Origin of the sequence: Actinosynnema sp. NPDC050436 (assembly GCF_040655415.1) — a bacterium.
Taxonomy (GTDB): domain Bacteria; phylum Actinomycetota; class Actinomycetes; order Mycobacteriales; family Pseudonocardiaceae; genus Actinosynnema.
Genome location: NZ_JBFAJV010000004.1, coordinates 429,177 through 442,113, shown reverse-complemented (window position 1 = coordinate 442,113; position 12,937 = coordinate 429,177). Strand labels below are relative to the sequence as shown.

Genomic DNA, 12,937 nt, shown 5'->3' with positions numbered 1-12,937 from the left:
CGCATGACGAGGGCGTGGTACCGGCCGATGACGGCCCGGCGGTCCGACGAGGAGCACCGGGTCGCCACCCCGCTGGAGCTGCTGTTCGACCTGAGCTTCGTGGTCGCGGTGGCGTCGGCCGCCGCCAACCTGCACCACGCGCTGGCGGAGGACCACGTCGGCCACGGCGTGGCCGGCTACCTGACGGTGTTCTTCGCCATCTGGTGGGCGTGGCTGAACTTCACCTGGTTCGCCTCCGCCTACGACACCGACGACGTGCCGTACCGGCTGACGACGCTGGTCCAGGTCGCGGGCGTGCTGGTGGTCGCCGCCGGCGTGCCCCGGGCGTTCGACCGGGCCGACTTCACGGTGATCACCGCCGGGTACGTGATCATGCGGCTGGCCATGGTCGTGCAGTGGCTGCGGGCCGCCCGGTCCGACCCGGAGCACCGCTCGTGCGCCCGGCGGTACGCCCTGGGCATCACGGTGGTGCAGGTCGGGTGGGTCGCCCGGCTGTGGCTGCCGGACAGCGCGTTCTGGGTCGGGTTCCTGGTGCTGGTGGTGGCCGAGCTGGCGGTGCCGGCGTGGGCGGAGCGGGTCGGGCGCACGACGTGGCACCCGCACCACATCGCCGAGCGGTACGGGCTGTTCACGCTGATCGTGCTGGGCGAGTCGATCCTCGCGGCCACCAACGCGATCTCCTCGGCCCTGGACGCCGGGCACGCGTCGGGCGCGCTGCTCTCGCTGGCCGGTGCGGGCCTGGTGATCGTGTTCTCGCTGTGGTGGCTGTACTTCGACCACCCGGCGCACGGCATCGAGACGTCCATGCGGGTGTCGCTGACCTGGGGCTACGGCCACTACCTGGTGTTCGCCTCGGTCGCGGCGGTCGGCGCGGGCCTGGCCGTGGCGGTGGACCACGACCTGCACGCCGCGCACCTGTCGGCGTCGGCCGCCGGGATGGCGACGGCGCTCCCGGTCGCGGTGTTCCTGCTCGTGGTCTGGTACCTCCAGGTGCGGCCGGCGCACCGCGGGCCGGTCGGCTGGGTGTTCCCGGTCGCCGCCGCGCTCGCGCTGGCGGCCCCGTTCACCCCCGTGCCGGTCCACGCGGTGGCGGTGGTCCTGGCGGCCCTGGTGGCGGTCACGACCGTCGTGGGACGCCGCTGATCCCGGTCGTGCAGGAGGGGCCCGTCCGGTGCCGGACGGGCCCCTCCTCGTGCCTGCGGGCTACCTCGGGAACAGTTCCCGGTAGTGGCCCTGGGTCTGCACGTTCAGCTCACCCACGCGGATGAACTTGGCGGTGAGCACGCGCGGGTCCCGGATGTCCAGGACGTCGAAGCCCTTCGCCATGTCCGACGAGTAGATGTAGCCGTTGTAGTAGTACGTCGACCACGCGCCGCCGCCCTTGCCGTCCGGCAGCGGGCCGCGCTCGAACCAGCCGATCTCCTTGGGGTTGCGGGAGTCGGTGAAGTCCCAGATCGAGATGCCGCCCTGGTACCACGCCTGCACCATGATGTCGCGCCCCTGCACGGGGATCAGCGAACCGTTGTGCGCCACGCAGTTCTCGGTGTCACCCTGCACCCGGGAGATCTTGTAGTACGAGCGGAACTCCAGCTTGCGGTCGTCCCCACGACCGGTGACGTCGTAGATGCCGTCCGCGCCACGGGTCTTGCCGATCGTCTCGTTGCACGTCGCCGCGCCGCCGCCGCCCAGCTCGTCGGTGAACACGACCTTGGTGCCGGCGTTGTTGAACGTGGCCGAGTGCCAGAACGCGAAGTTCTTGTCGTCCTGCACGCGGCTGATCTCGCGGGGCTTCTCCCGGTTCGAGATGTCCCACAGGACGCCGTCACCCATGCACGCGCCCGCCGCCAGGTCCTTCGACGGGTACACGGTGATGTCGTGGCAGCCGGAGGTCGCCGTGACGTAGCCGTCCGGCACGGTGCCGGGCCTGCCGGCGTTGCCGCCGTCGGGGAACAGCACGTTCTCCGAGAGCAGGGACGCCGCCGCCGGGTTCTTCAGCGGCACCTTGACGATGGAGATCAGGTCGTGCGGGGGCTGGCAGTCCGGGAACGTGGCGTTCGGGCTGTAGGACGACACGTACAGGTAGACGTCCTTGCCCTTCTTGTCCGGCACCAGCGTGTGGGTGTGGGAGCCGCACTTGGTCTCGACAGCCGCGACGTAGCGCGGGTTGCGCTTGTCGCTGATGTCGAAGACCTTGATGCCCTCCCAGGCGTTCTTGTTCGTGGCCGGCAGCGGGGTGCTGGAGCACGAGTTGTCGCTGCGCGACGAGTCGGTGGACAGGAACAGCAGGTTGCCCCGGACGGAGATGTCGTTCTGGGAACCGGGGCAGAGCACCGTGCTCACGATCTTGGGCTTGTGCGGGTTGCGGATGTCGTAGACGACGAACCCGTCGTAGTTGCCGTCGAACGCGTAGCCGTCCTGGAAGGCCAGGTCCGACCAGGTGGACGACTCGGTGAACGGAGCGGGCTTCGGCAGGTTGGCGATGTGCTTGACGTTGCGGCTGTTGCGGATCTCGTCGACGCCCGGAAGGCCCGTGCCCGGCTGTTCCTGCGCGACGAGCTGGGCTTCCGACAGCCCGGCCAGGTCGGCGTCCGCCGAGGGGTCCGCCAGCGCCTGCGGCCCCCACGTCAGGGTAGAGAGGGCGAGTGCCACCGCCCCCGTGATCGCACCGGTTCTGCGCCGGCGCGACGAATCGCGTGCAGTCACTTCAGGTCTCCCCTTCCAAACCTGTAGCAGTGACCGCAGTATTGCCCCTTTGCGAGGCTAACCACCAGGCCCGATCGTCGGTAAGGTGCTTATTCCGGCTGGTGGGACGTCCGGGTACGGTGACCTGGGAGCCGAGGGGGTTTGTCGTATGCGGATCTTGTTGGTCGCGGTCCTGGTCGCCTTTCTCGCCGCGTGCACGGCCCAACCGGACGACGCGCCGCCCGTCATCGTGCCGAAGGGGCCTGGTGAGCAGGCCGAGACGATGGCGCCGGGTGACGTCGGCACGGACCGCTGGGTCGCGCCGAACGAGGCCGACCTGACGTACGTGGCGAGCATGGTCGTGCACCACAAGCAGGCGCTGGAGATGTCCGCGCTCGCCCCGGAACGCGCGCGAAACGAGACGGTGAAGGGCCTCGCGTCGCGCATCCACGACACGCAGGGGCCGGAGATCGGCGCGATGGAGCAGTGGCAGCGCCAGTACGCGCAGAATGCGCCGGCGCACGGCCACAACGGCAGCCTGCCGGACGTGGACCACCGCTCCATGCCCGGCATGGCCACCGACGAGCAACTGGCGGCGCTGAAAGCCGCGAAGGGCGACGACTTCGACCGCCTGTTCCTGCAAATGATGATCGCGCACCACGAGGGCGCGTTGAAGATGGCGGTGGACCTGCTGTCCACCGGGTCGGACGTGCGGGTCGAGGAGATGGCCAACGACGTGGTCGCGTCGCAGTCCGACGAGATCGCCCGCATGAAGGCGATCTCCGTCCCGTAGCCCCCGGTAATCCCGCTGTGTTCTTGGATTTCGGTGGGGCCCCGGTCAGGAGGCCAGCACCAGGTCCTCGGTGGGCTGGAAGGTCTCGACGGCGTTGCCGGTGACGTGCCGGGCGATGCCCGCGTTGCGCTTGTGCGCTTCTCTGAACGAGTCGGAGCGGACCCACGCCTTGAAGTCCTCCTCGGTGTCGAACTCGTTCACCGAGACGTAGGGCTGGTCCGGGCGGGTGGGGCGCAGCAGCGTGCTGCGGCGCAGGCCGGGGACGCCCGGCAGGTAGGTGCGCATGTTCTCCCGGAAGTGCGCTTCGAACTCCTCTGCGCGGTCCTCGGGCACGAACAGACGGTTGGTCGCAACGAACACGCGGTACCTCCAAGTTCCCGACGCTACGTAGGGAACTATTCCAACGCGGCGTCGGGAAAGCAAGGGGCTACTATCTGATGGGTGCCGAGGATCAGCGCCGACACCGTCGCGCAACACCGCGCGAACCGGCTGCGCGACCTGCTCGCCGCCGGCCGCGCGATCGTGGCGGAGGAGGGGCCGGACGCCCTGACGCTGGCCGCGCTGGCCCGCCGCGTGGGCCTGTCCCGGCCGTCCCTCTACGAGTACTTCCGGTCGCGCGAGGAGCTGGTCGCGGCGATCGTGACCGACGAACTGCCCGACCAGGCCCGGCGCCTGGCGTCGGCGGTGCACGCGGTCGACGGCGTGCCCGCCAAGGTCGAGGCGTACCTGAGGACGGTGCTGGAGATCATCGTGGACGGCAGCCACGGCGCGGTGGTGGCCCTCTCCGCCCACGCCCTCCCCGAAGCCAGCCGCCGCCAGATCCGCGCCGAGCACGAGAAGCTCCTCGCACCGCTGGTCGGCGTCCTGGTCGAGGCGCGCGTCCCCCAGCCGGGCCTGCGCGCCCTGCTGATCCACGGTTCGGTTGAGGCAGCAGCCCGCACGGTCCGCCCGGGTGATGTGGAGCAGAGCGAGAACGTGCTGAACGCCCTCCTGACCCAAACCCTGCACGGCCTCCACCCCGCGCCGTAGCGCCACCCGAGCGGCTCACCAGGTGGGCGTTGAGCGCGAAGGCGCAGGTCGACCGCCGCACCGTGCCCAGGGGGCAGGGGCTCTGGGGGTTCGGGCTGCGCGAGCACGCCCAAGCCGAGGTTGGGCGTGGAGTGCCGTGACGGCCTCGAGCTCGCGCTCAGCGTGGAGGCGACGGGATGGTCGCAGACCTCCGCGAGATCAACCGCGTCCTGGCCGAGTGCCCGGTTGTCGAGGCACTCGAACCGCTCCAGTGGGTTCGTCGGAAACTTCCCAGCGATCCCCGGTGCGCGGATCTGGAACTCTTGCTCTCGACGCCGTGGTGGCGGCCCTCGGTTCCGGGCACGTCGACGGTGTTGACGAGCACGGTGGCAGCCCGAGCGACAAGGTGCCCGCGTTGCAGTGGATCGCGGCCGGGGTGGATCTCGGCGGCAGGCGGCACATCCTGCTCGACGGGGAGTGGTTCGCGCTCTGCGACGAGTACCTGCGGCACGTCGACCTCGTGGTGCGCAGGGCATTCGACCGCCGCCGCCATGGACCCCGCCCGGTCGGACGTCGGCACCCCCAATGCCGACGGCAAGGTCCACGAGGGTGCCTACGACCGCCACGCCGCGTCGCGTGAGCCACCTCTTCGCCCAGGGCTCGGTGTCGGGCGAGAGCCTGACGGACCCCGAGACGTAGGCCGGGTTCCGCGACCTGGTGGCGTTGCACGACCCGGGCCGGGCCAGGTGGATGGGGCACCGTCCGGGCAGCGCGGTGTTCGCCGTCCACCGTTCGGACCGCACGCTCACCCCGGACACGCTGTTCACCTTCGCCAGGTCCCCCGAGCGGTGGTTGAGCGGCGGTCAACCGATCGGTTGACCCCGGGTCTGGCTCGCTGTGCGATCCGCCGGACGGGTGAGGCCGCGAGGCTGGGGGCATGGCAATCATCGAGGTGGTCGACCTCGTCAAGCGCTACGGCGAGAAGGTCGCGGTGGGCGGGGTGTCGTTCTCCGTCGACGAGGGGGAGATCTTCGGCATCCTCGGCCCCAACGGGGCGGGCAAGACGACGACCGTCGAGTGCGTCGAGGGGTTGCGCTCGCCGGATTCCGGGACGATCCGGGTCGCCGGGCTCGATCCCCGGCGGGACCGGGCGGGGGTCCGGGAGGTGCTCGGGGCGCAGTTGCAGGAGAGCGAGCTGCCCGAGCGGATCCGGGTGGGGGAGGCGCTGGCGCTCTACGCCTCCTTCTACCGCGCGCCCGCCGACTGGCGGGAGCTGCTCGACCTGCTCGGGATCGGCGACCGGGTGCGCGCCCAGTACCGGGAGCTGTCCGGTGGGCAGAAGCAGCGGGTCTCCATCGCGCTCGCGCTGGTGGGGCGGCCGAGGGTCGCCGTGCTGGACGAGCTGACCACCGGGCTCGACCCGCAGGCCCGCCGGGACACCTGGAGCCTGGTCGAGCGGGTCCGCGACTCCGGGGTGACCGTCGTCCTGGTCACCCACTTCATGGAGGAGGCCGAGCGGTTGTGCGACCGGCTCGCGCTGATCGACGCCGGGGAGCTGGTCGCGGTGGACAGCCCGGCCGGGCTGGTGGCCCGGCTGGGCGGGGAGCAGACCGTGCGGTTCCGGCCGACCACGCCGCTGGACACCGGCCTGCTCGACGTGCTGCCGGAGGTCACCTCGGTCGAGCGGCACGGGCCGCAGGTCGTGGTCACCGGCACCGGGAACCTGCTGCACGCCGTCACCTCGGTCCTCGCGCGCAAGCAGGTCGTGGCCGCCGACCTGCGCGTCGAGCAGGCCGGCCTGGACGACGCCTTCATCCGACTCACCGGCAAAGCGCTCTCGGAGTGACCATGAACAAGATCATCTCAATCGAGTGGAAGCTGTTCCTGCGCGAGCCGGCCATGGTCGGGTTCGCCGTCTTCTTCCCGACCGCGCTGCTGCTGGTGCTCGGCGCGATCCCCGCCCTGCGCACGCCCGACCCGAAGTTCGGCGACCTGCGCTTCATCGACGCCTACGGGCCCACGCTCGTCGTGATCGCGCTGGCGTTCCTGGGGCTCAACCGGCTGCCCACCACGGTCGCCGCCTACCGGGAGAAGGGCGTGCTGCGCCGGTTCTCCACCACCCCGGTGCACCCGTCCCGCCTGCTGGTCGCCCAGCTCGCGGTGAACCTGCTGGCGGGCGCGGTGTCGATCGGGCTGCTGCTGGTGGTGGGCAAGGCGGTGTACGACGTCGACCTGCCGCGCAGCCCGCTCGGCTTCCTGGCCGCCTGCCTGCTCGGGATGCTGTCGCTGTCCGCGCTCGGCCTGCTGGTCGCCGCCTGGGCCCCGACGGCGGGTGCGGCCGGCGGCTGGGCGACGGTGGTGTTCATGCTGGTGATGTTCTTCGGCGGCGCCTACCTGCCGAGGTTCCTCATGCCCGACCTGCTGGTCCGCGTCGGCGAGCACCTGCCGCCGGGGGTGGGCGCGCTCCAGGACGCGTGGCTGGGCACCGCGCCCAGCGCCGTGCACCTGGGCATCCTCGCCGCGACCGCGCTGGTGGCGGGTACCGTCGCGGCGAAGTCGTTCCGCTGGGAGTAGGTGGCTGTCGTGGCAGACCGGCTCGACGTGTGGGAGCGCCGCCTGGGCGTGCTGGCGAACCTGGTCCCGTACCTCGCCCTGCTGCTGCCGACGGTGATGTACCTGATCCTGGTGCCCGACCCGCCGCAGCGGCGGCTGGCCACCCTGGCGGTGGTGGCCGCCGCGGCGGTGTGGATGCTGTGGTGGCACGCGCTGCACCCGGCGTGGCGGGCGAGCCCCGGGCGGATGGCCCTGTTCTTCGCCGGCGTCCTGGTGTTCTACGCGGTGCTCGGCCTGGACGACCCGATCTTCGGCTTCTACTCGTTCGCCGGGTACGTGTACGCGGTCGACTGCCTGCACGGCCGGCTGAAGTTCGTCGGCGTCCTGCTCAACGCGCTGATCGCCGCCACCTCGCTCTACGGCGGCTTCCCGCCGGCCGAACCGGTGGCCGTCCTCACCTACGCGGTGATCACGTTCTTCATCGTCACGGTGGCGATGACGTTCACGCTGCTCGGCTACATCACCACCGAGCAGTCCCGGCGGCGCAAGGAGATGGTCGCGGAGATGGCCGCGATGATGGAGGAGAACGCGGGCCTGCACGCCCAGCTGCTGATCCAGGCGCGGGAGGCGGGCGTGCTGGACGAGCGGCAGCGGCTGGCGGGGGAGATCCACGACACGCTCGCCCAGGGCTTCGCCGGCATCATCACCCAGTTGCAGGCCGTGGACGACCCGTCCCGGCGGGTGGACACCGCGCTGCGGCTGGCGCGGGAGAACCTCGCCGAGGCCCGCCGCTCGGTGCACGCGCTGCGCCCGCCCGCGCTGGAGGACGCCAACCTGCCGGACGCGCTGGCCGAGGTGGCGACGGGCTGGACCGACCAGACCGGCGTGCCCGCGACCGTCGCCACGACCGGCCCGGCCCGGCCGCTGCACCCGGAGGTGGAGGTGGCGCTGCTGCGCACCGCGCAGGAGGCGCTGTCCAACGTGGCCAAGCACGCCGCCGCCTCGCGGGTGGGCCTGACCCTGTCCTACATGGAGGACGTGGTGACGCTGGACGTCCGCGACGACGGTTCCGGGTTCGACCCGGGCCGGGGGACCGACGGGTACGGCCTGGTCGGGATGCGGCAGCGGGTGTCCCGGCTGGCCGGGTCGCTGGCGGTCGAGTCGGAGCCGGGCTCGGGCACGGCGGTCTCGGCGTCGGTGCCCGCCATCCCGGCGGAGGTGGCCCGGTGATCCGCGTGGTGATCGTGGACGACCACCCGGTGGTGCGCGACGGGCTGCGCGGGATGCTCGCGGCGGCCGGCGACGTGGACGTGGTCGGCGAGGCGGCGGACGGCGCGGAGGCGGAGGCCGTGGTGCGGGCGCAGGACCCGGACGTCGTGCTGATGGATCTGCGGATGCCGGGCGTGGACGGGGTGACCGCGATCGGGCGGCTGCGCGGCCTCCCGGCCCGGGTGCTGGTGCTCACCACCTACGACACCGACAGCGACGTGCTGCCCGCGATCAAGGCGGGCGCGACCGGCTACCTGCTCAAGGACACGCCGCGCGACGAGCTGTTCCGGGCGGTGCGCTCGGCGGCGCGCGGCGAGGCGGTGCTCTCGCCCTCGGTGGCCACGCGGCTGGTCGGCCAGGTGCGCGCGCCGGCCTCGGAACCGCTCAGCGACCGGGAGGTCGAGGTGCTCGGCCTGATCGCGCGCGGCTGCACGAACCGGGAGGCGGCGGTGCGGCTGTTCATCAGCGAGGCGACCGTGAAGACGCACCTGGTGCACGTGTACGCGAAGCTGGGCGTCAAGGACCGGGCGTCGGCGGTGGCCGAGGCGTACGAACGGGGTCTGCTGGGCGGGGTGTGACGTAACGTGGGCGCCGTGATCGAGTCCGTCATCGACCCCGGTCTGGTGCCGGCGCTGCACGAGGCCGTCCGGCGCGGCGCACCGCCCGAGCGGACCGGCATCCGGGTGACGGCGCGGGGCTGGGCGGTCGGGGAGTGGACCGGCGAGTCCGCGTACCCCGTCGCGCTGACCGGAGCGGACCTGCCGGACGCGTCGGACGGGCTGGACGTCGGAGCGGCGGCCCGGCTGTGCGCCCCGGCGGAGCCCGGCCGGTCCCACTACGGCATCCCGGACGAGCAGGGCGACGTGCTCCCGTGCCCGGAGGCCGGCACCGTGTTCGTCACCGGCGGGCAGCCGTGGACCCGGGCGTGGTGGTTCGAGCGGGCCGGCGCGCGCCGGGTCGTGCGCGAGGCCCCGCGCGGCGACGGCGTGGAGTCGGTCTGGCTGACCCCCGGCGGCGCGTACGTGGCCGAGCGCGCCCGGCCGGACGAGGTGTGGACGGAGCTGTCCCCCGACGAGGCCGTGCGCCGCGTCTACGAGGCGGGCGCGGAGCACGACGAGGACGACTCCACCGACCTGGTCCGCGCGGCCCGGCACGCCCGCGACGCGGTGGCGGCGCTGACCGGCGGCCTCACCGACCTGCCGGGCGCGGTCGCCACCGGGGAGACCGCGCGAGCCCTGTCCGACCTGGTGCGCACCACGGTGGTCGCCGACCTGCGCGCCGCCCGCGCCCGTGCGGCCTACCGCATCTACGAGTTCACCGACCGCGACGCTTCCCGCGCCGCGAACTTCCTGCGGGTGGGCCGTGCAGCCGCCAAGACGTTGATCGAGGAGGGTCGGCCCCGACCAGGTCCCCGCACCCCTTGACGTGCGACCGCGCTAGTAGTCGACGCGGTCGGCCCGGGACAGCCACGCCGTGAACGGTGCGTTGTCCTCGTCGGTCGGGATCTGGTGCACGGGCAGGCTCCACTCCTCGCGGGGCTTGTCGAACAGCTCGTAGAACTCGCCGTCGTCGAACCCGGCGGCTGCGGCGGCGTGCCGGTCGGCGGCGTAGACGACCCGGTCCAGCCGCGCCCACAGCGCGGCCGACAGGCACAGCGGGCACGGCTCGCAGGACGAGACCAGCAAACACCCGGTCAGCTTGAAGTCGCCGACCACCCGGCACGCCGCGCGGATCGCCATCACCTCGGCGTGCGCGGTCGGGTCGAGCGCGGTGGTGACCTGGTTGGTGCCGGTGGCGATCACCCGGCCGGCGCGGACGACCACCGCGCCGAACGGGCCGCCGCCGGTGGCGACGCTGCGGGTGGCCAGGTCGATGGACTCGCGCAGCCAGGCGCAGTCGGGGGACGCGGAGACGGTCATCGCGGGCTTCCTCCTGGGACGTGCGGGTCAGGTGCCGGTGAGGTGCTCGGGCCGGACCGGCACGCGGGTCAGGGCGAGGCCGGTGGCGGCCCGGATGGCGGCCACGATCGCCGGGGTGGAGGAGATCGTGGGCGGTTCGCCGACCCCCCGCACACCGTACGGGGCGTGGGGGTCGGCCAGCTCCAGCACGTCGATGCCCATCGCGGGCACGTCCAGCGCGGTCGGGATCAGGTAGTCGGTGAACGACGGGTTGCGCACCCGGCCGCCGGCGGTCCGGATCTCCTCCATCACGGCCAGGCCGAGGCCCTGCGCCGAGCCGCCCTGGATCTGGCCGAGCACGGCCTGTGGGTTGAGCGCCCTGCCGACGTCCTGCGCGCAGTCCAGCCCGACCACCTTCACCAGGCCCAGCTCCACGTCCACGTCGACCACCGCGCGGTGCGCGGCGAAGCCGTACTGGACGTGCGCGTCGCCCTGCCCGGTCACCGGGTCGATCGGCTCGGTCGCCCGGTGCCGCCACTCGACGGTCTCGTCCACCACCTCGTCGCCCAGCACGGCGACCAGGTCGGTGGCGTCCCGCCCGCCGGCCAGCCGGAGCACCCCGTCGCGCACCGCCGCGCACGCGGCCTTCACCGCGCCGCCGGTCACGTAGGTCTGCCGGGACGCCGAGGTGGAGCCGCCGTTGCCGATGGCGGTGTCCATGGGCAGGACCGTCACCCGCTCGACGCCCAGTTCGGTGCGCACGATCTGCTGCACGACCGTCACCAGGCCCTGGCCCACCTCGCACGCGGCGGTGTGCGCGAGCGCGACGGCCTCGCCGTTGACCACCTGGAGCCGGACGCGGGCGGTGGAGTAGTCGTCGTAGCCCTCGGAGAAGCAGACGTTCTTGATCCCCACGGCGTACCCCACACCGCGCACCACCCCCTCGCCGTGCGTGGTGTTGCCGACGCCGCCGGGCACCTCCCGCAGGTCCAGCGCGCCCGGCGGCGGTGGCAGCGGCCGGTCCCGCACCAGTTCCAGCAGCCGCGCGACGGGCGCGGCGGAGTCGACCACCTGCCCGGTCGGCATCACCGAACCCTCGGCCATGGCGTTGGTCAGCCGCACGGCCACCGGGTCGACGCCCAGCGCCTCGGCCAGTCTGTCCATTTGGGACTCGTAGGCGAAAGCCGCTTGCACCGCACCGAATCCGCGCATCGCACCGCACGGCGGGTTGTTCGTGTAGACGCCCCAGGCGTCGATGGACACGTTGTCCACGTTGTACGGGCCGACACCGAGCGTGGCCGCGTTCGCCACCACGGCGGGCGTGCTGGACGCGTACGCGCCGCCGTCGAGGTGGATCTTCGCCCTGACGTACACCAGTTTCCCGCTGCGATCCGCGCCGTGCTCGTAGTGCAGCACCGCCGGGTGCCGGTGCACGTGCCCGAAGAACGACTCCTCGCGGTTGTAGACCATCTTGGTGGGCTTGCCGGTGTGCAGCGCCAGCAGGCAGGCGTGCACCTGCATCGACAGGTCCTCGCGCCCGCCGAACGCCCCGCCGACGCCGGACAGCGTGAGCCGGACGCGCTCCGGCGGCAAACCCAGCGCCGACGCCACCTGCGCCTGGTCCACGTGCAGCCACTGGGTGGCGACGTACAGGTCGACGCCGCCGTCCTCGGCGGGCACCGCCAAGCCCGACTCCGGGCCCAGGAAAGCCTGGTCCTGCATCCCGACCTCGTACCGGCCGGTGACCACGACGTCGGCGGTCGCGGAGGGGTCGCCGCGCCGGACCGGCACGTGCCGCACCAGGTTGCCACCGGGGTGCAGCGCGATGTCCTGCAACGCGGTCTCCACGTCCACGACCGGCGTCAGCTCCTCGTACTCGACGTGGATGCGCTTGATCGCGCGCAGTGCCGTCTCCGGGTGGTCCGCCCCGACCAGCGCGACCGGTTCCCCCTGGTAGCGCACGACGTCCTCGGCCAGCACCGGCTGGTCCTTGTGCTCCAAACCGTAGAGGTTGCGCCCCGGCACGTCCCGGTGGGTGAGCACCGCGTGCACGCCGGGCACCTTCAGCGCGTCGGTGAGGTCGACGGAGGTGATCCGCGCGTACGGGTGCGGGCTGCGCAGGGTCGCGCCCCAGATCATGTCCTCGTGCCACAGGTCCGAGGCGAAGGCGAACTCGCCGCGCACCTTCAGGGTGCCGTCCGGGCGCTGCGGGCTCTCGCCGATGCCCCCGGACACCGCCGAGGTCAGCCCGGCCGGGGTCGGGGTCACGCCCGCGCCTTGCGCGCGGCGAGCCGCACCGCGTCGAGGATCTTCTCGTACCCGGTGCAGCGGCACAGGTTCCCGGCCAGCGCCTCGCGGATCTCCGGGTCGCCCGGGTCCGGCACCCGGTGGAGGAGGTCGTGGGCCGCGACCACCAGGCCCGGCGTGCAGAAGCCGCACTGCACCGCCCCCGCCTCCACGAACGCCTCCTGCACCGGGTCCAGCTCCGCACCGCGCGCCAGGCCCTCGACCGTGCGCACCTCGCGGCCCTCCGCCTGGCCGGCGGCCACCAGGCACGCGCACACCGGCACGCCGTCCAGGTAGACCGTGCACGAGCCGCACTCGCCCTGCTCGCAGGCGTTCTTGGAACCGGGCAGCCCCAGCCGCTCGCGCAGCACGAACAGCAGGCTCTCGCCCTCCCAGACGTCGTCCGCCCGGCGCTGCTCCCCGTTGACCGTCACGTTCACGCGCATGG

14 protein-coding genes are annotated in these 12,937 nt (G+C 72.6%); 9 read left to right on the top strand and 5 right to left on the bottom strand.

What is annotated here, in order from left to right; genetic code table 11:
- Positions 1-3: 3 nt before the first annotated feature.
- On the top strand, positions 4-1,143 hold the full coding sequence (locus AB0I60_RS14440; RefSeq protein WP_360729490.1) for a low temperature requirement protein A: 1,140 nt from the start codon (positions 4-6) through the stop codon (positions 1,141-1,143).
- 60 nt (positions 1,144-1,203) lie between these two features.
- On the opposite strand, the gene AB0I60_RS14435 is transcribed toward AB0I60_RS14440, so the two are convergent.
- Positions 1,204-2,580 carry a hypothetical protein gene (locus AB0I60_RS14435; RefSeq protein WP_360729703.1) on the bottom strand — a complete coding sequence of 459 codons (1,377 nt, stop codon included), beginning with the start codon at positions 2,578-2,580 and terminating at the stop codon, positions 1,204-1,206.
- 271 nt (positions 2,581-2,851) lie between these two features.
- Between AB0I60_RS14435 and AB0I60_RS14430 the strand changes: the two genes are divergently transcribed.
- Positions 2,852-3,475: a DUF305 domain-containing protein gene (locus AB0I60_RS14430; RefSeq protein ID WP_360729488.1), complete on the top strand. Its 624-nt coding sequence runs from the start codon at positions 2,852-2,854 to the stop codon at positions 3,473-3,475.
- A 45-nt stretch (positions 3,476-3,520) separates the two neighbouring features.
- Here the strand turns inward: AB0I60_RS14430 and AB0I60_RS14425 are convergent, their stop codons facing one another.
- On the bottom strand, positions 3,521-3,835 hold the full coding sequence (locus AB0I60_RS14425) for an antibiotic biosynthesis monooxygenase (RefSeq protein WP_360729486.1): 315 nt from the start codon (positions 3,833-3,835) through the stop codon (positions 3,521-3,523).
- A gap of 81 nt (positions 3,836-3,916) precedes the next feature.
- Between AB0I60_RS14425 and AB0I60_RS14420 the strand changes: the two genes are divergently transcribed.
- The 7 genes from AB0I60_RS14420 to AB0I60_RS14390 all read left to right on the top strand — a co-directional run bounded on the left by AB0I60_RS14420 (position 3,917) and on the right by AB0I60_RS14390 (position 9,729).
- Positions 3,917-4,504 (top strand): helix-turn-helix domain-containing protein, encoded by a 588-nt coding sequence (locus AB0I60_RS14420; protein ID WP_360729483.1) that lies wholly within the window; start codon positions 3,917-3,919, stop codon positions 4,502-4,504.
- 22 nt (positions 4,505-4,526) lie between these two features.
- The gene (locus tag AB0I60_RS14415) at positions 4,527-5,123 is read left to right on the top strand and encodes a DUF6119 family protein (protein ID WP_360729481.1); all 597 of its coding nucleotides are present in this window, start codon (positions 4,527-4,529) and stop codon (positions 5,121-5,123) included.
- A 297-nt stretch (positions 5,124-5,420) separates the two neighbouring features.
- Positions 5,421-6,329 carry an ABC transporter ATP-binding protein gene (locus AB0I60_RS14410; protein WP_360729478.1) on the top strand — a complete coding sequence of 303 codons (909 nt, stop codon included), beginning with the start codon at positions 5,421-5,423 and terminating at the stop codon, positions 6,327-6,329.
- 2 nt (positions 6,330-6,331) lie between these two features.
- Positions 6,332-7,057 carry an ABC transporter permease gene (locus tag AB0I60_RS14405; RefSeq protein WP_360729475.1) on the top strand — a complete coding sequence of 242 codons (726 nt, stop codon included), beginning with the start codon at positions 6,332-6,334 and terminating at the stop codon, positions 7,055-7,057.
- A gap of 9 nt (positions 7,058-7,066) precedes the next feature.
- Entirely contained in the window at positions 7,067-8,266 is a 1,200-nt protein-coding gene (locus tag AB0I60_RS14400) for a sensor histidine kinase (protein ID WP_360729472.1), read from the top strand.
- The gene (locus tag AB0I60_RS14395; protein WP_360729470.1) at positions 8,263-8,883 is read left to right on the top strand and encodes a response regulator transcription factor; all 621 of its coding nucleotides are present in this window, start codon (positions 8,263-8,265) and stop codon (positions 8,881-8,883) included. The genes AB0I60_RS14400 and AB0I60_RS14395 overlap by 4 nt, the downstream gene beginning before the upstream one ends.
- A gap of 15 nt (positions 8,884-8,898) precedes the next feature.
- Entirely contained in the window at positions 8,899-9,729 is an 831-nt protein-coding gene (locus AB0I60_RS14390) for a hypothetical protein (protein WP_360729467.1), read from the top strand.
- A gap of 12 nt (positions 9,730-9,741) precedes the next feature.
- Here AB0I60_RS14390 and AB0I60_RS14385 read toward each other — a convergent pair whose 3' ends face one another.
- Genes AB0I60_RS14385 through AB0I60_RS14375 form a run of 3 tightly spaced genes read right to left on the bottom strand, consistent with a single transcriptional unit; the run spans position 9,742 to position 12,935 of the window.
- Positions 9,742-10,224, bottom strand: coding sequence for a nucleoside deaminase (locus AB0I60_RS14385; protein ID WP_360729465.1), 483 nt, complete (start codon positions 10,222-10,224; stop codon positions 9,742-9,744).
- Positions 10,225-10,251: 27 nt separating this feature from the next.
- Positions 10,252-12,471 (bottom strand): molybdopterin cofactor-binding domain-containing protein, encoded by a 2,220-nt coding sequence (locus AB0I60_RS14380; protein ID WP_360729462.1) that lies wholly within the window; start codon positions 12,469-12,471, stop codon positions 10,252-10,254.
- Positions 12,468-12,935, bottom strand: a complete 468-nt coding sequence (locus AB0I60_RS14375; RefSeq protein ID WP_360729459.1) for a (2Fe-2S)-binding protein — start codon at positions 12,933-12,935, stop codon at positions 12,468-12,470. Before AB0I60_RS14375 ends, AB0I60_RS14380 begins: the two co-directional genes overlap by 4 nt.
- Positions 12,936-12,937 lie beyond the last annotated feature (2 nt).